This window comes from Kitasatospora sp. NPDC059673, assembly GCF_042734215.1.
Lineage (GTDB): Bacteria > Actinomycetota > Actinomycetes > Streptomycetales > Streptomycetaceae > Kitasatospora.
The window spans coordinates 207,726-233,382 of record NZ_JBHWEN010000005.1 but is presented as its reverse complement, the minus strand read 5'-3'; the positions used below and the strand labels follow the sequence as shown (position 1 = coordinate 233,382).

Genomic DNA, 25,657 nt, shown 5'->3' with positions numbered 1-25,657 from the left:
TGCTCACCACGCGGCGGGATGCTGACAGAACTCCAGTACGGTCTGCGGAAGTTGGCCTTCCCCTTGTTTGAGTTTCGGTCAACTTGTGGGAGATTCCGGCTAGTTGTCGGCTCAGCAGCCGGCCCAGCGGCCCCTCGGCCGGCGGGGTCGCACCGGAGCCTGCCCCCGGTCGTCGCCCGCCGCCGGCAGGCTGGTGTCGGCGGTGGATCGGCATGGTGTTCCGCTGCGCCGTTCCGTGACCTCACCATCGACGCCGGCGCGTACGACCCGCAGGCCGGCTCGCCGAGCCCCAGCCCGCCGGGCCGCCCCCGAGCGGTGCGCCGCAGGGTGCGCTCGTCTGCACCGGCAGTTCCGGTCTCGCCCGGGGCGCCACCCTCGGCACGCTGGTGGTCGGCACGGGCACGGCCTTCGTCCTGGCGAGCCGCCCTCGGCATGCCAGGCGCCGCTGGCGTACCCGAACCACCCCTGCGGGCCGGTGCACCCGCACCGGCCCGTAGGCGTGCGCGGTACGAGAGGCCGGATCCATCCGGTGCCGAGATGATCGGAGGTGGGTGCCCGCCGGGCGCCGGGGTGGGTGCGGTGAGCGTGAGGAGGCCTCTGATGGCACAGGAGTCGACCACGGCGCTCCGGGCCGTGCCGAATGCGACGCCCGAGGAGCGGGTGGCGCGCGGCAAGGAGGCCCGGCGGCGCGCTCCGCGTTCGAGCCACGCGGAGTTCCGGCCGGGGAAGAACCGGCCGGACCCGTTGAAGATCCTGGAGGCGCAGTCGGCGGTCCGGGTGCCGGAGCTGGTGCCGATCCGCTACGGCCGGATGACGGAGTCGCCGTTCCGGTTCTACCGGGGCGCCGCCGCGATCATGGCCTCGGACCTGGCCGGCTCGCCCGACTCCGGCATCCGGGCCCAGCTGTGCGGTGACGCCCACATGCTGAACTTCCGGCTTCTGGCCTCGCCGGAGCGTCAACTGCTGTTCGACATCAACGACTTCGACGAGACGCTGCCCGGCCCGTGGGAGTGGGACGTCAAGCGGCTGGCGGCCAGCCTGGTGATCGCCGGGCGGGCCAACGGCTTCGACGACCGGGTGCGGGCCGGCATCGTGCGGGCCTGCGTCCGCTCGTATCGCGAGTCGATGACCCGGTTCGCCGGAATGCGCAACCTCGACCTCTGGTACACCCGGATGGACGCCGAGCAACTCCAGGCGATGGCCACCGAACGCCTTCACAAGCACGGCCAAAAGACGCTCTCCCGCACCATGGCGAAGGCCCGAACCCGCGACAGCCTTCAGGTCTTCGACAAGCTCAGCCAGGTGGTCGACGGCGAGGTGCGGATCGCCCCCGACCCGCCGCTGCTCGTGCCCATCGCCGAACTGCTGCCGGACCTGGAACGCGCGGTGCTGGAGCAGGAGTTCCGCGGCCTGATCGAACGCTACGGCACCACCCTCGCCTCCGACCGGCGCACCCTGTTGCAGGACTTCCGGCTGGTGGACGTGGCCCGCAAGGTGGTCGGCGTCGGCAGCGTCGGCACCCGCTGCTGGATCTTCCTGCTGCTCGGCCGGGACGACCGGGACCCGCTGTTCCTCCAGGCGAAGGAGGCCGGCCCGTCCGTCCTGGCCGAGCACGTCGGCGCCAGCGAGTACCGCAACCAGGGCGAGCGGGTGGTGGCCGGCCAGCGGCTGATGCAGGCCTCCAGCGACATCTTCCTCGGCTGGGAGCGGGTGCTGGGCATCGACGGCAAGCGCCGCGACTTCTACGTCCGCCAACTGCGCGACTGGAAGGGCATCGTGGTCGCCGAGGAGCTGCTGCCGTCCGGCATGAAGGCCTTCGGCGAGGTCTGCGGTTTCACCCTGGCCCGCGCCCACGCCCGCTCCGGCGACCGGATCGCCATCGCCGCGTACCTGGGCACCAAGGACGTGTTCGACCGCGCGCTGGTGTCGTTCGCCGAGGCGTACGCCGACCGGAACGAACGCGACCACCAGGCGCTGGTCGATGCCGTCCGGGCCGGTCGGCTGCCCGCCGAGGAACTGCCGAGCCCCTAGGGCCGGACAGGCTAGCTTCCGACCGCGGCCGACAGGACGTCCAGCAGCGGGGCGGCGTCCGTCCCGTCCGGGCCGCTGAGGCAGAGGCGGTCGGCCAACTGGCCGTAGCGGTGGTGGAGTTCGCGGGCGACGGCGGTGGGCTCGCCGGTGAGGGCGAAGGTGTCGAGGACGGTGTCGTCGATCAGCCGGCCCATCTCCTCCCAGCGGCCGCGCACCGACAGGGGGTGGAGCTCGTCCTGCAGAGCGGCCCAGCCGTGGGTCTCCAGGACGGGACGGTAGGCGGGGGTGGAGGCGTAGAAGGCGAGGCGTTCGCGGACCAGGCGGAGGTTGGTGCGGTACTCGTCCTCGTCGCGGCCGGTGGCGACCAGCACGTTGGCGACCACCTCGAACGGGCGGGAGGTCCAAGGGGCGTTCTCCGCCTCGGACTTGGCGCGGGCGGCGCGGACGGCCGGCAGGACGGCGGCGGCCAGGTGCTGCGGCGAGCCGAACGGGTGGGCGAGGAACCCGTCCGCGACCGCCCCGGCGGTGGCCGTCATCAGTGGCCCGACGCCCGCCAGCAGCAGGGGCGGCGGCTGGTACGGGAGTGGCGCGGGTGCGAACACCGGGGTCATCAGGGTGTGCCGGTAGAACTCGCCGCGGAAGGCGAGGCGTTCGCCGGTCTGCCAGCTGTGCCAGATCGCCCGCACGGCCGCCAGGTACTCGTGCATCCGGGCCGCCGGGCGGTCCCAGGGCATGCCGAAGCGGCGCACGACGTGCGGCTTGATCTGCGTCCCGAGCCCGATCGCCGCCCGTCCGCCGGAGCTCTCGTGCAGGCCCCACGCCTCGTAGGCGAGCGTCATCGGGGTGCGGGCGAAGGCGATCGCCACGCCGGTGGCCAGGCCGATCCGCTCGGTCCGGTCGGCGGCCCGGGCCAGTTGCAGGAACGGGTTGTGCGAGGTCTCCGACAGCACGAACCGGCCCGCCCCGCGCTCCTCGGCGGCCCGGGCCAGGTCGGGCGCGGTGGCGGGCAACGGCGGTACGGCGAGATCGATCTGCATGGGCGGACGCTCCTGCGGGCGGTGCGGGGCTGTGACGCCCCGATGCTATGCGCGGCCGCCCGCGCCGCCCGTCGGCGGGCCGTCAGGACGGGAGGCGGCGGGCCCTCGGCGGGCTGACGGTGGGCGGGCGGCGGGCGGCGGGCCATCAGGACGGGAGGACGAACGGCGACGGGGTGACGAGGAAGGTCTGGCCGTGGGTGTCCACCTTCTCCTTCGCCTCGTCCGGGTCGCCGGGGTTGATGGAGAAGACCACGGCGGTGTCGCTCGCCGGATCGAACCACACCGTCACCTCGGGCCAGGCCTTCACCAGCACCTCGTTGAGCTCCGGGGCGGCCACCCAGGCGGCGTTGGTCGGCACGTACGGCGCGAGCGAGGCGGGCAGGCCGCCCGGCAGGTCGTCGGGCAGCGGCAGGCCGTAGGCCGGCAGGTCGTCGGCGGCGAAGGTGGGGGCGGCCACGGGGTCGCTGCGCCGGCCGTCGAGCAGACGCTTGACCTGGCCGGGCTTCAGGTGCAGGACCGCGTACAGCACATACGGCTGGTCCTGGTTCGGCAGTGACCGGGGATGAACGCCGGGCGCGTGTGTCACCCACTGCGCGCTCTCCAGCTCACCGAAGCGGTGGAACCGCCGCACCATCGGCTCCAGCTCGGTGCGCAGCCCGGTGGTCTGGGCTGCGTACTCGGCCTGCTTGTCGAACACAGTGCTCTCGGGGTCGCAGGCCGCCAAGGCGCCGAGGGTGGCGCCGAGAACGAGGAAAGCGCTTACCAACATCGTTCCTCGCCGCACTGCCCGTCCCCCTCGCTCGTGGGCGCCCCGGAAGCCGCCCCCTTTCCGCTTGTCGGCCCCCATGCTGGCCGACGGCACCGCGGTGATCATCGGCTCGGAGGATGAGCCGTCCGGCCCGGGTACGCCCGAGGGAGGAGAACGCCTGCCGACGGGCCGTCAGGTGGGCAGGACGAATGGGGACGGAGTCACGTAGAAGGTCTGGCTGTCGGCCGTCTTCGGTCCGGAAGCGCGCGGGGGCGGCTTCGGGGCTACCGTCTCGGGCCGGCGGCCGGTCAGGAGCACCTCGGCGCCGTCGGCGGCGAACCGGGCCGCGACGGCCCGGCCGATGCCGCTGCTTCCTCCGGCGACGAGCGCGGTGCGGGTCACGGTGTCCTTGCTCGATGACTGCTACGTTTAGACCTAAACATAGCCGAGAAGCCGGAGGCAACTCCCCAAATGCCCGAGCCGGCAGAGGACTTCGACCCGTCGGACGACGGCCGCTCGGCCGCCGCGATCGCCGCGGCCTGGCGGCGCGAACGCCCCGGCACCCCCACCGACTCGATCGGGATCGTCACCCCGGTCTGGCGGCTCGGGAAGCTGTTCGCCGACGACCGCAACCGCGTCCTGCGGGCGGCCGGGATCGACGCGGCCACCCTCGATCTGCTGTCCGTGCTGCGGCGTTCAGGCGCGCCGCACGAGCTGACCACCCGTGAGCTCGCCCGCCGGACGCTGGTCACCGCCGGCGCGATCTCGCAGCGGGTGGCCCGGGCCGAACGCGAGGGGATGGTGCGCCGCTCCCCCGCGCCGACCGGCGCCAGGGCCGTGCTGGTCACCCTCACCCCCGCGGGCCACGCGCTGGTCGAACGCTCGGTGGACGCCGTTCTCGGGCGCGAGGCCGAGCTGGTCACCGGCCTCTCCCCCGCCGAACGCGCCCGGCTCGCCGAGCTGCTCGACCGGCTGCTCACCGACCTCTACGGGCGCCTTGATTGACGGCCCCTCGCCCGGTATTGACGACCGTCACCTGCTTCTGCCGCCGCGCCGTTCCCGGTTCGGGCCAACCCCTCACTTGCCGCCGTCCTTCGCGTCGCAGAGCGCGTCGTCCACCAGCTTGTTCTCGGCCGCGGCGATCCGCACCACGTCCTCCGGGCCCGCGATCCGGACGCCCGACAGCGAGACCGTGACGGCCCGGCGGCCGTCGGCGGTGACGCCGGTGGCGGTGATCCAGCCGGAGTCGCCGCCCTCGTGGCCCCAGTACACGCCGCCGCAGGACAGCGGGCGGGAGAACAGGCCGAGTCCGTCGCGGGCGCCGGGCATCAGCTGTTCGAAGTCCTGGCCGACCGGCACGGTCTGCTGCATCAGCGCGAGTTGGGCGGGCGGCAGCAGGCGGCCGCCGAGCAGGCCCTGGAGGAAGCGGTCGAGGTCGGCGGTGGTGGAGATCAGGCCGGCCTCGCCGTTGGTGCCCGCGCCGACCTGCTCGGTGACGTCCACCAGCGGCCCGCCCTCCTGGAAGCGCTGGTAGGTGGCAGCGTGCGGCTGCGGCAGGGTCGGGTCGGTGCCCGGCCGGGAGGTGTGGTCGAGGCCGAGCGGGCGGACGATCCGCTCGCGCACCTCCTGGTGCCAGGGGTGTCCGGTGACCCGCTCGATCATCATGCCGAGCAGCACGTAACCGGTGTTGTCGTAGTTCCAGTTGGTGCCGGGCTTGAAGTCGGGCTGGTGGGCCATGGCCCGCGCGACGGTCTGCTGGGGCGTGACGGTGTCGTTGCGGTGCTTGCGGAAGTCCTCCTCGGAGGTGTAGTCCGGGTAGTCGTCGTGCAGGCCGCTGCGGTGCTGGAGCAGGTCGCGGACGGTGATCGCCCGCCCGTCGTTGCCATTGCCGGACACCACGCCGGGCAGCCGGCTCTCCACCGTGTCGTCCAGCGAGAGCTTGCCGTCGGCGACGAGTTGCAGGACCACGGTGGCAACAAAAGCCTTGGTCATGCTGGCGATCCGGAAGTACCCATTGGCGGGGACGGCCTGCCGGGAGGTCGTGTCGGCGACGCCGCCGACGGCGGTCACGTCCAGGCCGTCGGGGCCGCTCAGGCGGGCCTGCACCCCGGTGGCGCCGAGGGCGGTGAGGGCGTCGACGTTGCGCTGGAGTACGGGGTTCGTCCGGTGTCCGCCGTCGTGCCGCTTGACGGCGGCGTTCGCGCCCAGCAGGCCGGCGGTCAGCGCGCCCGCCCCGAGGACGGCCAGCAGCAGGGTGCGGCGGCGGGAGCGGCGGGGAGTGTCGAGGGGGGTGTCAATCGATGTGCTCGTCATGGTGGTTGACGCTAGGTGGGGCGGGGGTGCGCGGTCGGTACCCCGTACTGGTGGGAAATTGGTGCAGCTGGCTGTAGTGCCGGGCTCGGTGACGATGGCTCAGACTGTTCCGAATGAATGATCAACGGGGCGGCCGGCTGAGGGCGTTGTGGCGCGGCCTGGGGTATCTGCTGGGCAGTCTCGGCACGGGCGCGGCCACGCCGGCCGCGCTGCCGGTGCTGCTGGTGCCGCGGGTGGCGCGCGGCTGGGCGTCCTGGCACCGGCGGCGCGCGGACCGGCTGCTGCGCGCCGCGCCGTCCGGTCCGGTCCGGGTCGGCACCGGACGGGTGCTGCTGTGGGTCGCGGCGAACCTCGCCTGCGGCCTGGTGTTCGGGCTGCTCGCCGTCCTGTGCGCGGGCAACACGCTGACCACCGCCGTCACCGTCCCGCTGTGGTGGGCGCTGCCGCCCGGCACCCGCGCGGGCGGCTTCGCGGCCGGCGTCCCGCTGACCGGCTGGGGCACCGCGTTGACGCTGGGCACGGCGCAGGTGGCCGGGTTCGCCGCGCTGACGTACTTCGTGGTCCCGCCGCTGGCGCGGCTGCACGCCCGGCTCTGCGTGGCGCTGCTGTCGCCGTCGGCCGCCGAGCGGCTGGCCCTTCAGGTGGCGGCGCTGACCGAGACCCGGGTCGGCGCGATGAACGCGCACGGCGCGGAACTGCGGCGCATCGAACGGGACTTGCACGACGGCACGCAGGCCCGGCTGGTGTCGATCGCGATGCGGCTCGGGGTGGCGCGCGACCTGCTCGGCGAGGAACCGGCGGCCGTGGCCGGGCTCCTCGCGCAGGCGCAGCAGGGCACGGAGGACGCGATGGCGGAGCTGCGCGCGGTGATCCGGACGATCTACCCGCCGATCCTCGCCGACCGGGGCCTGACGGGGGCGCTGGCCGCGCTGGCCGCCGGGGCGGCGATCCACACCGACCTCGACACCGGGCCGCTCGGTTCCGTCCCGGCGGCGGTGGAGGCGGTGGCCTACTTCACCGTCGCCGAGGCGCTCACCAACGCCGCCAAGCACAGCGGGGCGGGCCGGGCGGGCGTTCAAGTACGCCGGAACGGCGACCGGTTGACGGTGCTGGTCACGGACGACGGAGTGGGCGGCGCGGACGCATCGCGCGGTACCGGCCTCGCCGGGATCCGGCACCGGGCGCTGGCGCTGGACGGCGCGGTGCACGTACACAGTCCGGTCGGCGGGCCGACCACGATCGAGGTGGAGTTGCCGTGCGGGTCGTGATCGCCGAGGACAACGTGCTGCTGTCCAGCGGGCTGGAACTCCTGCTGACCGCCAAGGGTTTCGAGGTCGCGGCGATCGCCGAGGACGCGCCCGGTTTCCTCGCCGCGGTCGACGAACACCGGCCGGACGTCACCATCGTCGACGTCCGCCTGCCGCCGGGCTTCCGCGACGAGGGCATCCGCGCGGCGATTCAGGCCCGCCGCCGGCACCCCGGCCTGCCGGTGCTGGTGCTCTCGCAGTACGTCGAGCGGCAGTACGCGGGCGAGTTGGTCTCGGACGGGCGCGGCGGCGTCGGCTACCTGCTCAAGGACCGGGTCGGCCGGGTCAGCGAATTCGTCGACGCCCTGCGCCGAGTGGCCGCCGGCGGAACGGTCATGGACCCCGAGGTGATCGGCCAGCTCCTCACCCGCCCCGCCCACGACCCCATCGCCGCCCTGACCCCCCGCGAACGCGAGGTGCTGGCGCTGATGGCCGAGGGCAAGGACAACGCCACCATCGCCGCCCGCCTGGTCATCACCGACAACGCCGTCCACAAACACATCGGCAACATCTTCACCAAGCTCGCCCTGTCGCCCACCGACAGCGGCCACCGCCGGGTCCGCGCCGTCCTGACCTACCTCAGCCACGACTAGCCCTGGCGGGGCCGCTCCGGGTACCTCCGTCGAGACGGGGGGGCAGGCCGGCTGCCGGACGGGGCGCCGGGGAGCGAGGCGCCTCCGGCGGGGAAACGGGGAGCCGGGCCGTTGGCGACAGCGGCCACCGCCGGGTCCGCGCCGTCCTGACCCACCTCAGCCACGACCAGCCCTGGCGGGGCCGGACGGGGGCACCTCCGGCGAGACGGGGGGCAGGCCTACTTGCCGGACGGGGCGCCGGGGAGCGAAGCGCCTCCGGCGGGGAAAACGGTAAGCCGGGCTATTGGCGACAGCGGCCACCGCCGGGTCCGCGCCGTCCTGACCCACCTCAGCCACGACCAGCCCTGGCGAGGCCGGACGGGGGCACCTCCGGCGAGACGGCGGGCAGGCCTACTTGCCGGACGGGGCGCCGGGGAGCGAAGCGCCTCCGGCGGGGAAAACGGGGAACCGGGCTACTGACGACAGCGGTTACCGCCGGACTCCGACCGCACCCACCGACCTCAACCACAGCTACCCGACTGAACGTCAGAGAGCGTCACAGCTGGGCGGCGGGCCTCGGGGCGGTGGTTGACGGTCCGTCATCTCCACCGCTGATCACAGTCGTTCGCTACTCGCCGGTGCCATTGATCAACATCGCCCCGCGTGGCATTGTCACCTCACACCCCGTGGCCGACCGGCCCCGTAGCGTTGGGAGATGAGCGGATGAGCACGCAGAGCCCGTGGACGGCCCGGACGGTGGCCGGTGGCGGAGTCGAACTGCACTGCCGTGACTGGGCGGGTGCGGCGGGCGCGCGGCCGGTGCTGATGCTGCACGGGCTGGCGGGGCATGCGGGCGAGTGGGATGTGCTGGCGGCCGCTCTCGCTCCGGCGCACCGGGTGGTGGCGGTGGACCAGCGTGGTCACGGCCGTTCCACCCGCCGCCCGGCGGATCTCGGGCGGGACGCGTTCGTGGCGGACGTGATCGCGGTCGCGGACGCGCTCGGCCTCGAACGTCCGTTGTTGGTGGGGCAGTCGCTGGGCGGGCACACCGCGCTGCTGGCGGCGGCCGCGCACCCGGGGCGGTTCGCCGGGGTGGTGCTGGTGGAGGCCGCCGCCGGGGCGTCACCGGACGCGCCGGCCGAGATCGGGCAGTTGCTGGAGGCATGGCCGGTGCCGTTCGCGCAGTACGCGTCGGCGGTGCGGTTCTTCGGTGGCGGCCCGCTCGGCGAGGCGTGGGCGAACGGCCTGGAGCAGCGCGCGGACGGCTGGTGGCCGCGCTTCGACCCGGAGGTGATGGTGGCGGCGCTGGCCGAGAACGCCGTCCGAGAGCGCTGGGACGACTGGGCGGGCGCGGCGCACTGCCCGGCACTGTTGGTGCTCGGCCAGCACGGCATCATCCCGGCTGCGGACGCCGACCGGATGCTGGCGCTGCGTCCGGACGTGCATGCGGCGAGCGTGCCGGGTGCGGGGCACGACGTCCACTTGGAGCATCCGGCCGAACTGCACCGTCTGGTGGCCGAGTTCCTGCACGGCCTGCCCGCCTGAGGCGGCGAGCGGGCCCCACCGGAGCAGTGCCGGTGGGGCCCGGGGATCGCGGGTGCCGGCGGCGAGCGCGGCGGAGGCGTGCTGCGGGATGACGTACGGGTCGCCGTTCTCCTGCCGGGTGAACGCCAGCGGGACGTTGCCGTGCTCGTCGGGCAGCACGGTGACGGCGGCGCGGCCGTCGGTGCCGGTGCCGACCTGCACCCGGTCGCCGGTGATCAGGGTGACGGTGTGCGGGAGGGCGCTCTGACGCTCCGTCAGGGTGGACCCGGGGTTTGCGGGCTGGGCGGCCCATGCCTGGTCGATCATGGTGAGCGTGCCGGTGGCGAGGATGCCCGCCGCCATCAGTGCCATCGCGCCGCGTATCCGCGCCGGCCGTGTCATGAACGCCTCCAGGTGTCGGGTTATGGCCGGTGAGCCTGGCAGAAAACGGGGCTGACCGGTCATGAGGTGGCCTGGCGGGTCACCGCCCGGCGGCAAACCGCCACTGGCCTGCGGCCGGCGTGGGGGCCTGTGCGCGGCAGGTGCGTGGGGGCCTGGGCGCGTGAGTGAGCGTGCGGGCCAGTGCGCGTTGTGCGTGCGGGCCTGGGCACGTGGGCGTGCAGGCCAGTGCATGCGGGCCTCGGCGCGTGGGCGTGCGGGCCAGTGCATGCAGGCCTCGGCGCGTGGGAGTGCGGCGAACGGAGCGCGGGTGCTGTCGGCGATAGGTCTGGACGAGCACGCGGAGCGGGTTTACACCCACCTGGTGGCCCACGGACCGGCGACGCGCCGAACTGGCCGCCCGCTGCGGCCCGTTGCCGATCGGCTCGCTCGAACTGCTCCAGGCCTGTGGGCTGGTGGCCCCTGGCGCCGGGCGCCGCTACACCGCCGCTCCCCCGGCGGTCGCCCTGGAGGCTCTGCTCACCGGCCAGCGGCACGCCCTGCGGAAGGCCGAGTTGACGGCGTCCACCCTCACCGAGGTCTACCGTTCGGCGACCGCCCGGGAGGGCCAGGCGCACCCCGACCTGATCGAGGTGGTGGCCGGGCGGGCCGCGATCAGTCACCGCGTCACGCAGTTGCAGGCCGGTGCGGAGCACGAAGTCCTCGCGCTGGTGACGGGCCGCCACCAGGTGGTTCCCGCCGACGAGACCGGCGCCGAGTCGGCGGCCGTCGAGCGCGGCGTCACCTACGGGGTGGTGCTGGAGCGCCGTGCCCTGGACGAACCGGGCGCCGCCCAGCCGCTGTTCGAGGCGATGGGCCGTCAGCAGCAGATCCGGGTGGTCGAACAGGTCCCCACCAAGCTGATCGTCGCGGACCGGGCGCTCGCCCTCGTCCCGCTCAGCGAGTCCGCGTCCGACCCGGTCGCCCTGGTGGTCCGCGCCCCGGCCCTGGTCACCGCCTTCACCGTCCTGTTCGAACAGACCTGGGAATGGGCCCACCCCCTCGGCCGCACCGGCCCCGCCCGCGCCGTCGGCCCTGTCCCCGCCGGCGACCCCGACGAGACCGACCGCCGCATCCTCGCCCTCCTCCTCTCCGGCGCCACCGACCCCGCCGTCGCCAAACAACTCAGCCTCGGCCTGCGCACCGTCCAACGCCGCATCAGCCGCCTCATGTCCCTCGCCCGCGCCGACACCCGCATCCAACTCGGCTGGCAGGCCCACCGCCGGGGCTGGGTGGACTGAGGCCGCCGCCTCCGCAGCACGGCCCGGCAGGATGGCCCGCAGGACGGACTGTTCGCAGTTGAAGCACGCGTAGGGCACCGCCGAGGACGCCCTGCGGGAGGGAAGGGTTCGTCTCCATCGGCGCGAGGCCGGCCACTACTTCTCCGCCGTGGGCGACTGGGAGCCCGGCGACCCGGCGGGTACCCCCCACCCGTTCCCTGCACGGGTGTTGTGCGACGCCGCCATCGAGGCCGGGCTCTCCGCCGTCGCGCTCGCACCTGTTCGGCGTGGCAACCTGCGGCGAGTGCGGCGCCGGGTTGTCGATCGCCCGGCAGGTCGGCGAGCGGTGCTGGGAGCCCGGTTCGCCCCGACCGTGGCCGGCCACCTGCCCGGCGCCTGCGGGAGCAGTCTCACAGTTCCTTGTAGGTGAACTCGGTCACCGGACCGGTCGGGGACGAGTAGCCGTTCGACAGCACGGTGACGTCGATGGTGTGGGGCTTGCCGGCGCCGGTGGTCGGGTCGGGTGCGGTGGCGACGATCTCGCTGGGCGCGCCGGTGCGCTTGACCTCGACGGACGGAGAACGGTTGTCGCCGAAGAAGACCTGGGCGTCGGAGGAGAAGTTGACGCCGGTGATGGTGACGGGGTGGCCCTTCCGGCCGCTGTCCGGAGCAAGGCCGGTGATCACCGCCGGGGCGGGGCCGTCGTAGGCGAACTGGCCGAAGGGAACGGCCGGCGAGGTGCCCAGGTTGGTGGTGACCCGGACGGCGACCACGCCGACGCCGGGAGGCGCGTAGACGCTGATCCCGAGGCCGTCGCTGCTGACGACCGGATCCTGGCACGGGACGGTGCCGAAGTCGACCGTCGTGCCCGCACCGAATCCGCTGCCCGCGATGGCGATCGCACTGCCGGCCTGGCCGGCGTTGCTGGAGATGGCCCGCACCACCGGGCCGGACAGCACATCGCGGGCACCGAGCAGACCCAGGTAGGTGGAGTTCGCGTGCTGAAAGGCGACTTGGCCCATGAAGTCCTGGAGCGTCTTCCTGACCATGGCATGGTTGTAGTCGCTCTTGTAGTCCGGGTGCAACAGGTGCGCCGTGCCCGGCTGGGCGTAGACGTGCGGACCCCGCAGGGCTGCGATCGCCGTGATCACCGCCTTGACGTCCTCGTTCGCCTCCGGGCCGGGCGGATGGGGGTACCACTTCTTGGCGTCGTCGAGACTCGTCCAGGCCTGCGGCACCAAGTCCCAGGCGTTGTAGTAACGCTCGTTGACGACCCAGTCGAGGAAGTCGACGTACGCCGCGAAGTCCTGGCCGCCGGCGGTGGGGGCGGCGAAGGTGCAGAGGCCGAACCGTGGGGTGGCACCCTGCCAGTGCTGCGCCCGGAGGTAGGGCGCGACCATGGTGGCGATGCAGCCGCCCAGACTGTGACCGATCACGTAGACGGTGGGCTTCGACTCAGTGCCCACAAACGCCTCGGCGAGCGCCTGCCGCAGGGTGACGCCTCCCGCGCTCATGGTGACGACCTGGGTGAACGCCTCCATCGCCCCCTTGGAGACGGCCACCGGGGCGGGCGGCGAGCCGGCGGCGGTGAACGGCACCACCGTGCCCACGTCGAGGTCCTCCAGCAGGTCGGTGACGTTGGCGACCGTGCCGCGCAGGACCACGGCGAACGCATTGGAGGAACGGCTCGCGGCCAGGTACGCCATGTTCGCGTTGTCCGGGCTCAGCGCCAGCCACCTCAGGACCCAGTCGTCCCCGGTCGCGAGGGAGGACTCGGCCAGCTGCTCGCTGACGCCCAGAAAGATCCGGCTCTGCTGCTCCGCCACCGTCTCGCCCGAGGGACGCGGCGTGGCCGCCGTCGCCGCGATCGCGGCCAGCGTCATGGCCGCCTGCGGCGTGATCGGTGTGCTCTGCTCCGTCGACATACCTGCTCCCTGGGAACGGATCGCCTCACCGGAACGGGAGGCCGTGTCCCTCTGGGTTCCGCCGGGGGCGTCCGGCGATGTGTCCGGGCCCGGGACGTCATGCCATCGGGCGTACGCCCTCGCGGCCCGGTCCCCGATGGTTTCGAGGGCCGGGCCGCGAGGGGCAGAGCCGGACGAGGAGTGAGGACGTGCGGGGAGCCCTGCGGTGGTCAGGGGCAGTGGACGGTGAAGGTGCCCTCGTGGGTGCCGGACACGTTGCTGCCCCAGTTGCCGAGAACGTCCTTCATCTGGACGCCGTAGTAGCTCCACACGTTCCAGCTGCCTTCCTGGCAGGGGTATCGATCGCTCTCCGATGCGGCCGCGCTCGAACCGGACGCGCCGGGAAAGGTGCCCTCGTACACCGTGCCGTCCGGTGCTGTGAGCTTGTAGTAGCTGGGCTCCCAGATCCGACAGCCATTGGGCGGCGCGGACCAGCCGATGATCTTCCACCAGCGGCATTCGGTCCACAGGCCCGCATAAACGTTCTTGGCGTCTCCGGCGTCGTACATGCACAGCCAGCTCTTCATCTCCCGCGTGTCGTCGGAGTTGGAGTCGATCCATTCCCCGGCGCAGTGCGGTTCATCGACCGATCGCGGCGCCGTGGTGACGGATGCGGGGACTGCCCGCACATATCGGTTCGGCGAAGTCGGGGCGGCGGTGGCGGTGGCCATCGGCACGAAAAACGCAGCCGCGGAGGCGGAAGCCACCAACCGCACCAGTCCAGCGAAACGCATAACGGCTCCTTTTCGCGAACGCCCACGAACGAGGGAAATCGGACCGGCCCTGAGCGATGTCGGAGTCCGAGGTGTCGCCCACCCAAAGCCCGAGCAAAGCCCTCACCTTGAGACCTCACCTTGAGACCTCACCTTGAGACCTCAAAGTGGCACCCCCCGCAGCCACCGGCAAGGCCGGTTCAGCGGCAGCCACCCGAAAGAGTGCGCCGTCGTGCCCGCCGCACTCACGTCGTTGACCAGCACATGGTGGACATGCCCTGCTGCGACCCGCCTGCCGCGAGCTGATTCCTGACTCGCGAGCTGATTCCCGGCTGGCGACCCGATTCCCGGCTGAGGCATCACGGCCGCGACCAACTACCCGGCAGCAGCTCGCTGCCGTCGCATCGGGGCCTGAACAGGGTTGGCCACGCGCGTGGTTGGCATCCGGAAACGGGCTGTCAGGACGCGACTTCGGCCAGCAGGGTCGCCTGCAGAAAGCGCTCTCCCGGGCCGGGTTGGCGCACGCTGCGCGCGGTCTCGGTGAGGCCGGCGGCGGTCAGGAGGGTGGCGAGGGTGTCCACGGGCCAGCGGTGGGCGGTGGTGACCTTGTGGTCGAAGGGGACGGGGTGGTCGGCGTCGCCGAGGCTCGGGTCGGCGGCGAAGAAGCCGAGCAGCAGACGGCCTCCCGGGGCCAGGACGCGGCGCAACTCGGCGAGGGCGTACGGGACTTCGGCGGGCGGCAGGTGGATCAGCGAGTAGCGGGCGAGCGCCGCGCCGAGGCTCGCGTCGGCGAACGGGAGGGACAGCAGGGAGCCGCGCACGAAACTCTCGCCGGGGTGGCGACGCCGGGCCTGGGCGAGCATCCCGGCCGACAGGTCGAGCCCGACGGCGCGCACACCGAGCCCGCCGAGCAGCGCCGTCGCCTCGCCCGGGCCGCAGCCGAGGTCGCCGACGGGAAGTCCGCGCCGGGTCACCGGCGGCGCCGAGACCAGCTCCCCGATCAACGCCAACTCGTCGTCCCGGCTGGCGAGTTCACCCGTGAACATGGTCGCGTACAGCTCCGCCACCACGTCGTACGCCTGCCCTACCCCGGCCTGGTGGTCCGTCATCCCTGCGCCTCCCGCTCTTCGAAAGCGCCCAGTCTGAACCCTCGCTCCGGATCCTGCCAACGAAGCACGGGGTCACCCGGAGTCGGCTCAAGTTCCGCGAAGCGGTCTCGACCTCGCACTCGGTCCCATTCGATCGACGCACCCGCCAGTCGGTGCGGACGAACAGCCCGGCCGCGCTTTGGGCGTCGGCCGTTCCCGGCGGGACCCCCGCACCTTGTTTCCGAGATCGAGCTGCGCCAGGGTCGTCAGGACGCGGCCCGTCCGTCCCGCTGGAGGGTGAAGTGCACGCCGGAGGGTGTCGAACGTCCGGCCGGCCCGCGCGAAAACCGATTGCCGGCGGGTGGTTGGGGGTGCTTAGACTCTGCCCGTGGCCGTCGTAGCGATCTCTCGCCGATTTACCGGCCCCCCGGCTCCCGATGGGTGCCGCTGGGGTCGGGTTTCGCCACGCCGTTAGCGCTGCGTCGCCGAGCAGATCGGCCGAGCCGGGCGGGGTTCGTCCCGGTCGGCGGCTCGTGCCCAGGGGCCGGGGGTGTGTGTTCCCCCTCAAAGTCCCCTGCTCAGGCCCGGAGGCCCGTCGTGTCCGCTCTGCCCGTCTCTTCCGTTCGTCCGCTGTCCGCCGATCAGCTCGCCCGCGATCTGGCCGTCCGCGATCTGACCGATCCGGCCGCCGGGCCGCACGCCGTGCAGCTGGTGGCGGATCGGGCCGCCGATGCGCTGGCCCGGCGCTGGGACTGCCCGGTGCGGGTGCATCGCGGGGAGCGGATCGTCACCGTCGCCGACAACTACGACCACCTCAACTACCGTACTGACGACGTCACTCGGGACTCCCGGTACACCCGCTACGTGGACGACCGGCGGATGCTGCGCAGCCACTCCAGCGCGCTCGTGCCCGGCGCGCTGCGTGCCCTGCGCGCCCTGCGCGATCTCGCAGCGGAACCGGCCGATCCCGCCGCCCCCGAGTCCGTCCTGCTGGTCTGCCCGGGCCTGGTGTACCGGCGCGACAGCATCGACCGGCTGCACACCGGCACCCCGCACCAGCTCGACCTCTGGTACCTGACCCGCCGCCAACTTCCCACCACGCCCGCCGACTTGACGGAGATGATCGCCGCCTTGGCCGACGCCCTGCTGCCGGGCGCGGAGTATCGCACCGAGGATCGCGTCCACCCGTACACGCTGGCGGGGCGGCAGTTGGACGTCAACCTCGGCGGCGAGTGGGTGGAGGTCGCCGAGTGCGGCCTCGCCCACCCCGGCGTGCTGGCCCGGGCCGGGCTGGGGCCGGAGTGGAGCGGGCTGGCGCTCGGGATGGGACTGGACCGGGTGCTGATGCTGATCAAGGGCATCCCGGACATCCGGATCCTGCGCTCCACCGACCCTGCGGTGACGGCCCAGTTGACCGATCTCGCCCCGTACCGTCCGGTCTCGGCGCTGCCGGCGATCCGCCGCGACCTGTCCATCGCCGTGGACCGCATCGACCTGGCGGAGGACCTCGGCGACCGCGTCCGCGACGCGCTCGGCGCGGACGCGGAGTGCGTGGAGACCGTCGAGATCCTCTCCACCACCCCGTGCCATGTCCTCCCCCCGCAGGCCCTGACCCGCCTCGGGGCCCGCCCCGACCAGCACAACCTGCTGGTCAAGGTGGTCCTGCGCCACCTCCACCGCACCCTCACCGACAGCGACGCCAACGCCCTGCGCGACCGGGTCTACGCCGCCCTGCACCAGGGCATCGCCCACCAGTGGGCGGTCAACTCCTGATCGGGAGCTCAGGGTCGCAGGGCCGCCGCGACCAGACCCTCCAGCGCCTCGCGCCGCAGGGTCTCGCCGCGCACCAGCCCGTCCAGCACCAGCCCGTCGAAGCCCGCCAACAGGGTGAGCGCGCGGTCCTCGACGTCGCGGACGCGGTGCGCGGCGAGGAACTGCCGGACGGCCTCCCGGCCGGTGTTCTCGCGAGGGATCAGGATCTCGCGCAGTTCCGGGTCGCGGACGCTCTCCAGCACGCAGGCGTACCGGGCCAGCGAGCGGCGGCGGCCCTCGCCGGTGAGCCGGCGGTGGGCGAGCAGCGCGAGGCCCTCGACCAGATCGGCGGCCGTACGCGGCGCGGGGGCCTGCGCGGCGGTCAACTCCAGCTCGTGCTGGTCGAGTTCGACCAGTCGGCGGACCAGTGCGGTGAGCAGCGCGGCACGGGTGCGGAAGTAGGCGGAGGTGGTGCCGTCGGGCAGAGCGGCCGCGCGGTCGACGGCGCGATGGGTGAGGCCGCGGATGCCCTGGTCGGCGAGGACGCCGAGGGCGGCGTCGGCGAGCAGGGTGCGTCGGTCGGTGGCCATGCCCTCATCTAACACCGCGCTGCGGGCAGCTCCCGTAAGCACCGTTACCGTTCCTTCTACATCTGTAGAAGGACTGGGGGTTTCGACGGTGCGCGGTACTGCGGCGGTGGTCGGTGGCGGGATCGGCGGGCTGGCGGCGGCACTCGGGCTGCGTCGGGTCGGCTGGGACGTGACGGTGCTGGAGCGTTCGGCGGTGCCGGACGATGCCGGGGCGGCGATCTCGCTGGCCGCGAACGGGCTGCGGGCGCTGGACGAACTCGGCGTCGGCGAGGCGGTCCGGGCCGCCTCGCACGGACAGTACCGGGGCGGCACCCGCCGACCGGACGGCCGCTGGCTGGCCCGGATGGACGGCGCGGCGCTGGAGCGCGCGGTGGGCAGCCCGATCGTCGGCATCACCCGCGCCGAACTGCACCGGCTGCTCCGGGCCGCACTGCCCGCCGAGGCACTGCTGATCGGCGTCCGCGCACTGACCGTCGAGCACGACGGGCCGGGGCGGGACGGGTCGGGGCACGACGGGCCAGGGCACGACAGGCCAGGGCAGGACGGACCGAGGCAGGACAGGCCAGGGTGGGACAGGCCAGGGTGGGACAGGCCGGGGCACGACGGGCCGGGGCGGGACAGGCCGGGGCACGACGGGTCGGGGCGGGACAGGCCGGGGCGGGACAGGCCGGGGCACGACGGGCCGGGGCGGGTCCGGGTTGGCTGCTCCGACGGCACGCGGTGCGCGGATCTGGTGGTCGCGGCGGACGGCGTCGGCAGCCGACTGCGCGGCCTGCTGTTGCCGGAGCACCCCGGCGCGGTGGCCACCGGCACGGCCGTGCTGCGCGCGATCACCGATCAACCGGTGGCGCTGGAGGGCGAGTTCGAGCTGACCTGGGGCCGCGGCGCGGAGTTCGGGCACATCGTGCTGCCGGACGGCCGGGCCGAGTGGCACGCCGTCCTTCCGCTGCCGCCCGGCACCCGGTTCGCGGATCCGCTGGCCGAGCTGCGCTCGCGGTTCGGCGGCTGGCACGAGCCGATCCCGGAGCTGCTCGCCGCCACCCGGCCGGACGCGGTACTCCACCACGACCTGCGCGAACTGCGCACCCCGTTAACGACGTTCACGGTCGGCCGGGTCGCGCTGCTCGGCGACGCGGCGCACGCGATGACCCCGCACCTGGGCCAGGGCGCGTGCCAGGCGCTGGAGGACGCCGTGACCCTCGCGGCCGCCGTCGCCGACGCGCCCGATCTGCCGTCCGCGCTCTCCCGGTACGACGCGACGCGCCGCCCGCGCGCCCAGGCCGTCGCCCGGGCGGCCCGACAGGCGGGCCGGATGGGACCGGGACTGTCGCACCCGCTCGCAGTGGCGGTCCGCAACTCCGCCATGCCGCTGATGCCCCCGGGGCCGACCCTCCGGGCAATCCTGCGCCACCACGTGTGGGAACCGCCCACCCTCAACCGGACGCCACCCCACCCCGGCGGCCCGGCGGCCCACCCTGCATAGCGGGACGCGGCACGGCAGAGCACGGCAGGACGCAGCATGACCAGGCACGGCATGGCAGGGCAGGGCCCGGTACGGCGGCGCGCGGCACAGCAAGGCACCGCATAGCAGGTCCCGCCATCGGGCACTCAGCAAACAACCGCACCCTCACCTGCCGCCCGCTCCAAGGAGGAACGCCCTGGCCCCGCAGAAAGCCCCGCCCGGCAAACCGACCGGCATGGGCGGCGCGCCCCCGCCGCCGACCGCGCTGGCCAATCCGCCGCCACTGAACGGTAAATGACGTTTCATCAGCGATAGCGGGCGACGCGTTCCCGGAGGGCGGCCTTGGTCTGTGGCCACTCGGTGTCGATGATCGAGAAGACTGCGGCGTCCCGCAGACCGCCGTCCTCGCCCGTCACCCATGAGCGGCTCGACTTCCGCAGCACGCCCTCGAACCGGGCACCGACGGCGGCGATCGCGGCCCGCGAACGGGCGTTGCGCGCATCGGTCTTGAGGTCCACCCGGGCCACGCCCAACCGCTCGAACGCGTGCTGGAACAGCAGCAGCTTCGCTTCCGCGTTGATGCCCGTCCCCTGTGCCGAGGCCGCCAGCCAGGTGAAGCCGACCTCCACGGCGAACAGTACGTCGGTGTCCGGCAGCGTCCGCGGCTCCCAGTACGCCGTCACCCCGACCGCCCGGCCGCTCGCCAGCGCGATCTGCGCGTACGGCGCGAGCCGCCCGTCCGCGGCCCGCGCGTGCTGCGCCTCGATGTACCCGGCCACCTCCTCAGCCCGCGGCACCCAGGTGAACCCGTAACTGTCCCGGGCTTCCTCCACCGCCCGCGCCAACTCCCCCGCGTGCCGCTGCTCCAGCGGCTCCAGCCGCACCAACTCGCCTTCCAGTACCGGCCCTTCGAGTCGGTATCCCATCCCGCCCCACCCTTCGCCCATCGCCCTGGTGAATCGCCAGCGAACCGCCCGCCGCGACCGGCCGTCAACCGGGTTTCGCCAGCCGGGACGGAACGGGACGACGGCGGGCCCGCCCTCGCGAGGGTGGGCCCGCCGGGGGGCGAACGGTCAGGCGTCGGGGGTGAGTTGGGCGAGGACGTCGAGGAGGGCGGCCTCGGTGGTGGGCTTGTCGAGGCCGAGGTCGGTGAGGATGCCGGTGCCGGCCTCGTGTTCGAGGAGGGCGAGCAGGAGGTGTTCGGTGCCGACGTAGTTGTGGCCGAGGCGCAGCGCCTCGCGCATGGTGAGTTCGAGGGCCTTCTTGGCGCCGGCGTCGTAGGGGACGAGTTCGGGGGCGTCCTCGACGGCGGGCGGGAGGGCGGCCCGGGCGGCGTCGCGGACGGTGTCCAGGGCGATGCCGCGGGTGGTGAGGTAGGCGGCGGCGAGGCCCTCGGGTTCGGCGAGCAGGCCGAGGACGAGGTGTTCGGGGCGGACCTCGTCGTTGTGGGCGTCCTTGGCGGCCTGGTGGGCGGCCATCACCACGTTGCGGGCGCGCGGGGTGAAGCGGTTGAAGCCCTGCGCGGTGTCGATCTCGGTGACCTCGCCGGGGTCCTTGGGGACGAAGCGCTTCTGGGCCGCCTGGCGGGTGACGCCCATGCTGCGGCCGATGTCGGTCCAGGACGCGCCGGAGCGGCGGGCCTGGTCGACGAAGTGGCCGATCAGGTGGTCGGCCACGTCGCCGAGGTGGTCGGCGACCAGGACGGCGTTGGAGAGCTGGTCGAGCGCTTCGGGGTACGACTTCTTGATGCCCTCGATCAGGTCGTCGAGCCGGATGGAGGGCTTTGCTCCAGAGGTGTCAGCCATGAGGCAACCCTAGGTTGACAGTTGAGGAGTGTCAACCGTCGGTTGACAGTCGCCGCACCGGCCGTTTTCTACCCGCCGGTAGGGGGTGTTTCGGTCGAGTTCACCCACCCGCCCCCCGGTGTCTTGTCCGCGTCACGAAGGCCCGAGTTGACTGCACAACACCGACTGCCCCACACCCGCCGCCCCACACCCCCGGAGCCTCCATGCCCGCCACCCGCACCACCCGCGTCGCCGCCGTACTCGCCGCTGCCGCAACGCTGTTGACCGTCCCTCAGGCCGCCGCTCACGCCGACGGCGCCCCGCTCACCGTCGCCCCGCTGAACGTGCTCACCTACAACACCTTCCTGATGAGCACCAACCTGTACCCGAACTGGGGCCAGTCCTACCGGGCCCAGGCCATCGCGGGCGCGGACTTCTTCCGGGGCCACGACGTGGTGGTGCTGCAGGAGGCGTTCGACAACGCCACCTCCGACGCGCTGGTGTCGAAGGCCTCGGCCGCGTACCCGTACCACACGCCCGTGGTCGGCCGCTCCACCAGCGGGTGGGACGCCACCTCCGGCAGCTACAGCAGCGCCACGCCCGAGGACGGCGGGGTGACGCTGCTCAGCAAGTGGCCGATCCTGCGCAAGGAGCAGTACGTGTTCAAGGACGCGTGCGGCTCGGACTGGTGGTCCAACAAGGGGTTCGTCTACGCGCAGATCGACGTGAACGGGCAGCGCACCCACGTGGTCGGCACCCACCTCCAGTCCACCGACTCCGGCTGCTCCAGCGGCCAGGCCGCCGATATCCGGGGCAGGCAGCTGCGCGCGATGAAGGCGTTCCTGGACGCCAAGCAGATCCCGGCGAGCGAGCCGATCGTGGTGGCCGGCGACCTGAACATCGACTCGCACGGCACCGAGTACCCGGCGCTGCTGTCCAACGGCAACCTGGCCCCGACCAGTACCCGTGACGGCTGGGCGAACTCCTTCGACACGGTCGACAACTCGATCGCCGCCTACCGCTACCCCGGCGAGCCCAAGGAGGACCTGGACTACGTCCTCTACCGGGCCGACCACGCCCGCCCGCAGCAGTACACCAACACCGTGCACCGCTTCCACAGCGCGCCGTGGACGGTCAGCAGCTGGGGCACCTCGTACACCTACACCGATCTTTCCGACCACTACCCGCTGATCGCCGGCTGACCGGTTCCGTCAACCTGCGTTGACCGGACGGGAAGCCGTCGGTACACGAATGGGCAAGCCGGTACGCATACGGACAGGTACGCGGGTGGGTGCCGCCCCAAGGGCTCCGGGCGGCACCCGTCCCACCGGAGTCAGCGGCGGGGCTGGGCGAAGCGGACCATGTTGCCCGCCGGGTCGCGGAACGCGCAGTCGCGCACCCCGTACGGCTGGTCCATCGGCTCCTGGAGCACGTCCGCGCCGGTGGCCCGGATCTGCTCGAAGGTCGCGTCGCAGTCGGCGGTACGGAAGTTGACGGCGCGCAGCAGGCCCTTGGCGAGGAGTTCGGCAGCGGCCTGCCGGTCGGCGTCGGTGGCGCCGGGGTCGGCGACGGGGGGTTCCAGCACCACCTCCACGTCGGGCTGGGAGGCCGAGCCGAGCGTCACCCAGCGCATTCCCTCGAAGCCGACGTCGTTGCGCACCTCCAGCCCGAGCGCGTCCCGGTAGAAGCCGAGCGCGGCCTCGTGGTCGTCAACGGCGATGAAGCACTGCGAAAGCTTGATGTCCATGCCCCCGACGCTACTGACCGGCGCCCGCTTCCGCTTCTCCGTTCCTGATCGGCTTCGCCGATCCGGCATTGGGCCGGCCCGTGTCGGTGCCGCGGATCGGGCGGGTGAGGTACATCGCCACGCACGCGGTGATGTGCTCGGCGGCGCTGTGGTCGCGGGCCCGGTAGGTGCTGGGGCTCTCGCCGACCAGTTCGGTGAAGCGGGTGCTGAACGACCCGAGCGAGGTGCAGCCGACGGCCATGCAGACCTCGGTGACGGACAGGTCGCCGCGCCGCAGCAGGGTCTTGGCGCGCTCGATCCGGCGGGTCATCAGGTAGCTGTACGGTGTCTCGCCGTACGCGGCGCGGAAGCTGCGCTGGAAGTGGCCGACCGACATCAGCGCGACCTTGGCCAGCGCCGCGACGTCCAGTGGTTCGGCGTAGTCGCGGTCCATGGTGTCGCGGGCCTTGCGGAGCCGCTTCAGGTCGTCGATCTGCACGCCGCCCAGGGTAGTCGCCGGGGCAGTCCGGCCGCCCGGCCGTCGATCAACTGGTGATCACACCGGGTACCCACCACACTGCCCCAACAGGCAGTCGATCTGGGCGAATTGCCCGACACTCCGGTGCGTCGCGGCGCAGGTCACGCGAGTCCCGCTGCTAGTTTCTGAGTCACGCGAGGGAGCCCGGTGGAGTGGCCGAGAGGCGAGGCAGCGGCTTGCAGGGCCGTCTACATAGGTTCGATTCCTGTCTCCACCTCCTCGCTCCCTCTTCGAGGTCCGCCACCCGCCCGGAAGGCCGGGCGGGATCCGAGGAGGGAGTGGATTCCCGATGCCCATCGCCACCGTCAATCCGGCCGACGGCCGTACCGTCGAGGTCTTCGATCCGCTGGACGAAGCAGGCGTGGAAGCCCGCTTGGCCCGCGCCCAGTCGGCCTTCGAGTCCTGGCGGCTGAGCGCGTTCCCGCAGCGCACCGAACTGATGCACCGGGCAGCCGAGTTGCTGGAGCAGAGCAACGAACAGGTCGCCCGCACCATGACCTTGGAGATGGGCAAGCCACTGGCCCAGGCCCGCGCCGAGGCCGCCAAATGCGCGAAGGCGATGCACTGGTACGCGGACCACGCACAGGCCCTGCTCGCCGACGAGCATCCGACGGCGGCCGACATCGCGGACTCCGGCGGCGCGTCGGCGTTCGTCCGCTACCGGCCGCTCGGCCCGGTGCTGGCGGTGATGCCGTGGAACTTCCCGTTCTGGCAGGTGATCCGCTTCGCCGCGCCCGCGCTGATGGCCGGCAACGTCGGCCTGCTGAAGCACGCCTCGAACGTGCCGCGCACGGCGCTCGCGCTGGAGGAACTGTTCGTCCTCGCCGGGTTCCCGCAGGGGTGCTTCCAGACGCTGCTGATCCCCTCGCGCGCGGTGGAGGCGGTGATCCGGGACGAGCGGGTGACGGCGGTGACGCTGACCGGCAGCGAGGGCGCGGGCCGCGCGGTGGCGGCGGCGGCGGGCGACGTGGTGAAGAAGACCGTCCTCGAACTGGGCGGCAGCGACCCGTTCCTGGTGCTGCCCTCGGCGGACGTACCGGCCGCGGTCGCGAAGGCGGTGACGGCCCGGGTGCAGAACAACGGCCAGTCCTGCATCGCGGCGAAGCGTTTCATCGTGCACGCCGACGTGTACGACCAGTTCCTGGCCGGCTTCACCGCCCGGATGCGGGAGTTGACCGTCGGCGACCCGATGGCGGAGGCCACCGAGGTCGGCCCCGTCGCCACCGAGCAGGGCCGCACCGACCTGGAGGAGCTGGTCTCCGACGCCGTCCGGCTCGGCGCGAGCGTCACCTGCGGCGGCGAGCGGCCGGACGATCCGGCGCTGGAAGGCGGCTGGTACTACCTCCCGACGGTGTTGACCGGCATCACGCCGCGCATGAAAATCCACCACGAGGAGGCGTTCGGCCCCGTCGCCACCGTGTACCGGGCCGCCGACCTGGACGAGGCGGTGGCGATCGCCAACGACTCACCGTTCGGCCTGAGTTCCAACGTCTGGACACGCGACGAGACCGACCGGGAGCGGTGCGTGCGCGACCTGCGAGCGGGCGGCGTGTTCTTCAACGGGATGACGGCCTCCCACCCGGCGTTCCCGTTCGGCGGGATCAAGCGTTCCGGCTACGGGCGGGAGTTGTCCGGTCACGGCATTCGCGAGTTCTGCAACATCACCACGGTGTGGTCCAGCAGCTGACGGACGGCTGAGCTGCGCGGCCCGGCCACTGACGGACGGCTGAGCTGCGCCGCCCGGCCACTGACGGGAAGTTGCACTGTGCGGTCCGGCAGCCGACGGCCGCCGGACCGACCGGTGTGGTCACGCCGCGTGGCGGGCGTGGTGGTGCGGGTGGGCGTGTTCGTAGCGGCCCCAGAACTGCGCGACGAAGGCCACGATGGTCGCGCCCCACACCACCGAGAACACGATCAGCAACCAGAGTTCGGTCACCTGCGGGGCGACCAGGGCCAGGCCCAGCGAGAGGGCCAGCAGGAACACCAGCGAAGAGTTGTGCTTATCGGTCAGCCAGGCGTATGTCCCCCGCACCGGACGGGGGCCCGAAGCTCCGGCAGCAGTCGCGGGCATGGCTCTCACCTCCGCAGAATTCAGCATTTGTTCGAGTATGCCGCTGGTCAGCGACCCCGGCAGCCCGGGTAGCATCACCGCGAGCACCGACGAGGGGGGTCGCGAGTGTCGATACGCGGGGGATTGCGCAGCCTGGAACGACAGGCGTCCGCACTGCCGGACGGCGCCGAGCTGTTCCGGCTGCGCCCGGACGGGCGGGTGCTGCGCGCCGATCGGTCGGGGGTGCGGGAGCTCGGTCCGCAGGACCCGGACAGCGGGCTCCTGCGTTTCATCGACGACCAGCAGTATGCGCACTATTTCATCGGCGACGCGGCGACCTCGCCGGAGCGCCCGTCGAACGCCACCTACAAGCTGGGCCTGGTCGCGCCGCACACCGCGTTCACCCCGCACGCGCACGGCGGTGAGCACCTGGTGCTGGCGCTCGGCCCGGCCTCCTGCGGGCTGTACGACGCGCGCCGCCGCCGGGTGGTGGCCGTCGATCTGGCGCCGGGCACGCTGATCCGGATCCCCGAGCTGATGCCGCACTCGTTCGGCAACCGCAGCGACAACCGTCTGGCGATCCTGGCCGCGAACACCGGCTACGGCATCGACCACGAGGACTACGCGATCACCGCCCAGGTCGCCGAGCAGCGTGGCGAGCAGGAACTGGCCGCCGCCCTACGGGAGGTGACGTCACGTCAGCGAGTAGGTACGGTGGGCGTGCGGGAGCGGCTGGCGCACCGGCTGCACCGGATCGCGGCGGCCCTGGAGGACTCCAGGTGACGCCGGTGCCGCTGAAG

Annotated in this window: 24 protein-coding genes and 1 tRNA gene; 12 read left to right on the top strand and 13 right to left on the bottom strand. The window is 72.8% G+C overall.

The features are described 5' to 3' along the window. Nucleotides 1-600: 600 nt before the first annotated feature. Complete coding sequence (locus ACFV18_RS08985) at nt 601-2,031, top strand: DUF2252 domain-containing protein (protein WP_380480810.1); 1,431 nt, start codon at nt 601-603, stop codon at nt 2,029-2,031. Nucleotides 2,032-2,042: 11 nt separating this feature from the next. Here the strand turns inward: ACFV18_RS08985 and ACFV18_RS08980 are convergent, their stop codons facing one another. From ACFV18_RS08980 to ACFV18_RS08970, 3 genes are all read right to left on the bottom strand, one after another. Then, nucleotides 2,043-3,068, bottom strand: coding sequence for a TIGR03617 family F420-dependent LLM class oxidoreductase (locus tag ACFV18_RS08980; protein WP_380480808.1), 1,026 nt, complete (start codon nt 3,066-3,068; stop codon nt 2,043-2,045). A 145-nt stretch (nt 3,069-3,213) separates the two neighbouring features. After that, the gene (locus ACFV18_RS08975) at nt 3,214-3,837 is read right to left on the bottom strand and encodes a hypothetical protein (RefSeq protein WP_380480807.1); all 624 of its coding nucleotides are present in this window, start codon (nt 3,835-3,837) and stop codon (nt 3,214-3,216) included. Between the two features lie 171 nt (nt 3,838-4,008). Continuing rightward, nucleotides 4,009-4,218, bottom strand: coding sequence for an SDR family NAD(P)-dependent oxidoreductase (locus tag ACFV18_RS08970; protein ID WP_380480805.1), 210 nt, complete (start codon nt 4,216-4,218; stop codon nt 4,009-4,011). Nucleotides 4,219-4,287: 69 nt separating this feature from the next. Between ACFV18_RS08970 and ACFV18_RS08965 the strand changes: the two genes are divergently transcribed. Then, the gene (locus tag ACFV18_RS08965) at nt 4,288-4,821 is read left to right on the top strand and encodes a MarR family winged helix-turn-helix transcriptional regulator (protein ID WP_380480803.1); all 534 of its coding nucleotides are present in this window, start codon (nt 4,288-4,290) and stop codon (nt 4,819-4,821) included. Between the two features lie 72 nt (nt 4,822-4,893). On the opposite strand, the gene ACFV18_RS08960 is transcribed toward ACFV18_RS08965, so the two are convergent. After that, nucleotides 4,894-6,129 (bottom strand): serine hydrolase domain-containing protein, encoded by a 1,236-nt coding sequence (locus ACFV18_RS08960; RefSeq protein WP_380480801.1) that lies wholly within the window; start codon nt 6,127-6,129, stop codon nt 4,894-4,896. 113 nt (nt 6,130-6,242) lie between these two features. On the opposite strand from ACFV18_RS08960, the gene ACFV18_RS08955 reads away from it, so the two are divergent. The 4 genes from ACFV18_RS08955 to ACFV18_RS08940 all read left to right on the top strand — a co-directional run bounded on the left by ACFV18_RS08955 (nt 6,243) and on the right by ACFV18_RS08940 (nt 11,211). After that, on the top strand, nt 6,243-7,397 hold the full coding sequence (locus ACFV18_RS08955) for a sensor histidine kinase (RefSeq protein ID WP_380480799.1): 1,155 nt from the start codon (nt 6,243-6,245) through the stop codon (nt 7,395-7,397). Continuing rightward, nucleotides 7,385-8,029: a LuxR C-terminal-related transcriptional regulator gene (locus tag ACFV18_RS08950; protein WP_380480797.1), complete on the top strand. Its 645-nt coding sequence runs from the start codon at nt 7,385-7,387 to the stop codon at nt 8,027-8,029. Before ACFV18_RS08955 ends, ACFV18_RS08950 begins: the two co-directional genes overlap by 13 nt. Before the next feature lie 702 nt (nt 8,030-8,731). Beyond that, nucleotides 8,732-9,553 carry an alpha/beta fold hydrolase gene (locus ACFV18_RS08945; protein WP_380480795.1) on the top strand — a complete coding sequence of 274 codons (822 nt, stop codon included), beginning with the start codon at nt 8,732-8,734 and terminating at the stop codon, nt 9,551-9,553. A gap of 791 nt (nt 9,554-10,344) precedes the next feature. After that, the gene (locus tag ACFV18_RS08940) at nt 10,345-11,211 is read left to right on the top strand and encodes a helix-turn-helix transcriptional regulator (protein WP_380480793.1); all 867 of its coding nucleotides are present in this window, start codon (nt 10,345-10,347) and stop codon (nt 11,209-11,211) included. Between the two features lie 389 nt (nt 11,212-11,600). Here the strand turns inward: ACFV18_RS08940 and ACFV18_RS08935 are convergent, their stop codons facing one another. From ACFV18_RS08935 to ACFV18_RS08925, 3 genes are all read right to left on the bottom strand, one after another. Beyond that, nucleotides 11,601-13,115, bottom strand: coding sequence for an IPT/TIG domain-containing protein (locus ACFV18_RS08935; RefSeq protein ID WP_380480791.1), 1,515 nt, complete (start codon nt 13,113-13,115; stop codon nt 11,601-11,603). A 209-nt stretch (nt 13,116-13,324) separates the two neighbouring features. After that, nucleotides 13,325-13,888, bottom strand: coding sequence for a hypothetical protein (locus ACFV18_RS08930; RefSeq protein ID WP_380480789.1), 564 nt, complete (start codon nt 13,886-13,888; stop codon nt 13,325-13,327). Between the two features lie 437 nt (nt 13,889-14,325). After that, nucleotides 14,326-14,976 carry a class I SAM-dependent methyltransferase gene (locus ACFV18_RS08925; RefSeq protein ID WP_380480788.1) on the bottom strand — a complete coding sequence of 217 codons (651 nt, stop codon included), beginning with the start codon at nt 14,974-14,976 and terminating at the stop codon, nt 14,326-14,328. 576 nt (nt 14,977-15,552) lie between these two features. On the opposite strand from ACFV18_RS08925, the gene ACFV18_RS08920 reads away from it, so the two are divergent. Continuing rightward, nucleotides 15,553-16,728 carry a hypothetical protein gene (locus ACFV18_RS08920; RefSeq protein WP_380480787.1) on the top strand — a complete coding sequence of 392 codons (1,176 nt, stop codon included), beginning with the start codon at nt 15,553-15,555 and terminating at the stop codon, nt 16,726-16,728. Between the two features lie 8 nt (nt 16,729-16,736). Here ACFV18_RS08920 and ACFV18_RS08915 read toward each other — a convergent pair whose 3' ends face one another. After that, on the bottom strand, nt 16,737-17,297 hold the full coding sequence (locus ACFV18_RS08915; protein WP_380480786.1) for a TetR/AcrR family transcriptional regulator: 561 nt from the start codon (nt 17,295-17,297) through the stop codon (nt 16,737-16,739). 88 nt (nt 17,298-17,385) lie between these two features. Here ACFV18_RS08915 and ACFV18_RS08910 point away from each other — a divergent pair, with 88 nt between their 5' ends. Next, entirely contained in the window at nt 17,386-18,780 is a 1,395-nt protein-coding gene (locus ACFV18_RS08910) for an FAD-dependent monooxygenase (protein WP_380480784.1), read from the top strand. A gap of 284 nt (nt 18,781-19,064) precedes the next feature. Here ACFV18_RS08910 and ACFV18_RS08905 read toward each other — a convergent pair whose 3' ends face one another. Both ACFV18_RS08905 and ACFV18_RS08900 read right to left on the bottom strand, forming a co-directional pair. Beyond that, complete coding sequence (locus tag ACFV18_RS08905) at nt 19,065-19,685, bottom strand: GNAT family N-acetyltransferase (protein WP_380480782.1); 621 nt, start codon at nt 19,683-19,685, stop codon at nt 19,065-19,067. Between the two features lie 147 nt (nt 19,686-19,832). Beyond that, the gene (locus ACFV18_RS08900; RefSeq protein WP_380480780.1) at nt 19,833-20,564 is read right to left on the bottom strand and encodes a Clp protease N-terminal domain-containing protein; all 732 of its coding nucleotides are present in this window, start codon (nt 20,562-20,564) and stop codon (nt 19,833-19,835) included. A gap of 203 nt (nt 20,565-20,767) precedes the next feature. Between ACFV18_RS08900 and sph the strand changes: the two genes are divergently transcribed. Beyond that, complete coding sequence (gene sph / locus ACFV18_RS08895; protein WP_380480778.1) at nt 20,768-21,745, top strand: sphingomyelin phosphodiesterase; 978 nt, start codon at nt 20,768-20,770, stop codon at nt 21,743-21,745. Between the two features lie 131 nt (nt 21,746-21,876). Here the strand turns inward: sph and ACFV18_RS08890 are convergent, their stop codons facing one another. Continuing rightward, nucleotides 21,877-22,290 carry a VOC family protein gene (locus tag ACFV18_RS08890; protein WP_380480777.1) on the bottom strand — a complete coding sequence of 138 codons (414 nt, stop codon included), beginning with the start codon at nt 22,288-22,290 and terminating at the stop codon, nt 21,877-21,879. 10 nt (nt 22,291-22,300) lie between these two features. Next, nucleotides 22,301-22,723 (bottom strand): helix-turn-helix transcriptional regulator, encoded by a 423-nt coding sequence (locus ACFV18_RS08885; RefSeq protein WP_380480957.1) that lies wholly within the window; start codon nt 22,721-22,723, stop codon nt 22,301-22,303. Between the two features lie 230 nt (nt 22,724-22,953). On the opposite strand from ACFV18_RS08885, the gene ACFV18_RS08880 reads away from it, so the two are divergent. After that, nucleotides 22,954-23,024, top strand: a tRNA-Cys gene (locus ACFV18_RS08880). Nucleotides 23,025-23,096: 72 nt separating this feature from the next. Beyond that, nucleotides 23,097-24,494, top strand: coding sequence for an NADP-dependent succinic semialdehyde dehydrogenase (locus tag ACFV18_RS08875; RefSeq protein WP_380480775.1), 1,398 nt, complete (start codon nt 23,097-23,099; stop codon nt 24,492-24,494). Nucleotides 24,495-24,614: 120 nt separating this feature from the next. Here the strand turns inward: ACFV18_RS08875 and ACFV18_RS08870 are convergent, their stop codons facing one another. Beyond that, entirely contained in the window at nt 24,615-24,878 is a 264-nt protein-coding gene (locus ACFV18_RS08870) for a hypothetical protein (RefSeq protein ID WP_380480773.1), read from the bottom strand. A gap of 123 nt (nt 24,879-25,001) precedes the next feature. Here ACFV18_RS08870 and ACFV18_RS08865 point away from each other — a divergent pair, with 123 nt between their 5' ends. Beyond that, the gene (locus ACFV18_RS08865) at nt 25,002-25,640 is read left to right on the top strand and encodes a cupin domain-containing protein (RefSeq protein ID WP_380480771.1); all 639 of its coding nucleotides are present in this window, start codon (nt 25,002-25,004) and stop codon (nt 25,638-25,640) included. Nucleotides 25,641-25,657 lie beyond the last annotated feature (17 nt).

Coding starts and splice junctions, on each gene's coding strand:
- ACFV18_RS08985 (WP_380480810.1), top strand. CDS start 601: ATGGCACAGGAGTCGACCACGGCGCTCCGGGCCGTGCCGAATGCGACG.
- ACFV18_RS08980 (WP_380480808.1), bottom strand. CDS start 3,068: ATGCAGATCGATCTCGCCGTACCGCCGTTGCCCGCCACCGCGCCCGAC.
- ACFV18_RS08975 (WP_380480807.1), bottom strand. CDS start 3,837: ATGTTGGTAAGCGCTTTCCTCGTTCTCGGCGCCACCCTCGGCGCCTTG.
- ACFV18_RS08965 (WP_380480803.1), top strand. CDS start 4,288: ATGCCCGAGCCGGCAGAGGACTTCGACCCGTCGGACGACGGCCGCTCG.
- ACFV18_RS08960 (WP_380480801.1), bottom strand. CDS start 6,129: ATGACGAGCACATCGATTGACACCCCCCTCGACACTCCCCGCCGCTCC.
- ACFV18_RS08955 (WP_380480799.1), top strand. CDS start 6,243: ATGAATGATCAACGGGGCGGCCGGCTGAGGGCGTTGTGGCGCGGCCTG.
- ACFV18_RS08945 (WP_380480795.1), top strand. CDS start 8,732: ATGAGCACGCAGAGCCCGTGGACGGCCCGGACGGTGGCCGGTGGCGGA.
- ACFV18_RS08935 (WP_380480791.1), bottom strand. CDS start 13,115: ATGTCGACGGAGCAGAGCACACCGATCACGCCGCAGGCGGCCATGACG.
- ACFV18_RS08930 (WP_380480789.1), bottom strand. CDS start 13,888: ATGCGTTTCGCTGGACTGGTGCGGTTGGTGGCTTCCGCCTCCGCGGCT.
- ACFV18_RS08925 (WP_380480788.1), bottom strand. CDS start 14,976: ATGACGGACCACCAGGCCGGGGTAGGGCAGGCGTACGACGTGGTGGCG.
- ACFV18_RS08915 (WP_380480786.1), bottom strand. CDS start 17,297: ATGGCCACCGACCGACGCACCCTGCTCGCCGACGCCGCCCTCGGCGTC.
- ACFV18_RS08905 (WP_380480782.1), bottom strand. CDS start 19,685: ATGGGATACCGACTCGAAGGGCCGGTACTGGAAGGCGAGTTGGTGCGG.
- ACFV18_RS08900 (WP_380480780.1), bottom strand. CDS start 20,564: ATGGCTGACACCTCTGGAGCAAAGCCCTCCATCCGGCTCGACGACCTG.
- sph (WP_380480778.1), top strand. CDS start 20,768: ATGCCCGCCACCCGCACCACCCGCGTCGCCGCCGTACTCGCCGCTGCC.
- ACFV18_RS08890 (WP_380480777.1), bottom strand. CDS start 22,290: ATGGACATCAAGCTTTCGCAGTGCTTCATCGCCGTTGACGACCACGAG.
- ACFV18_RS08885 (WP_380480957.1), bottom strand. CDS start 22,723: ATGGACCGCGACTACGCCGAACCACTGGACGTCGCGGCGCTGGCCAAG.
- ACFV18_RS08875 (WP_380480775.1), top strand. CDS start 23,097: ATGCCCATCGCCACCGTCAATCCGGCCGACGGCCGTACCGTCGAGGTC.
- ACFV18_RS08870 (WP_380480773.1), bottom strand. CDS start 24,878: ATGCCCGCGACTGCTGCCGGAGCTTCGGGCCCCCGTCCGGTGCGGGGG.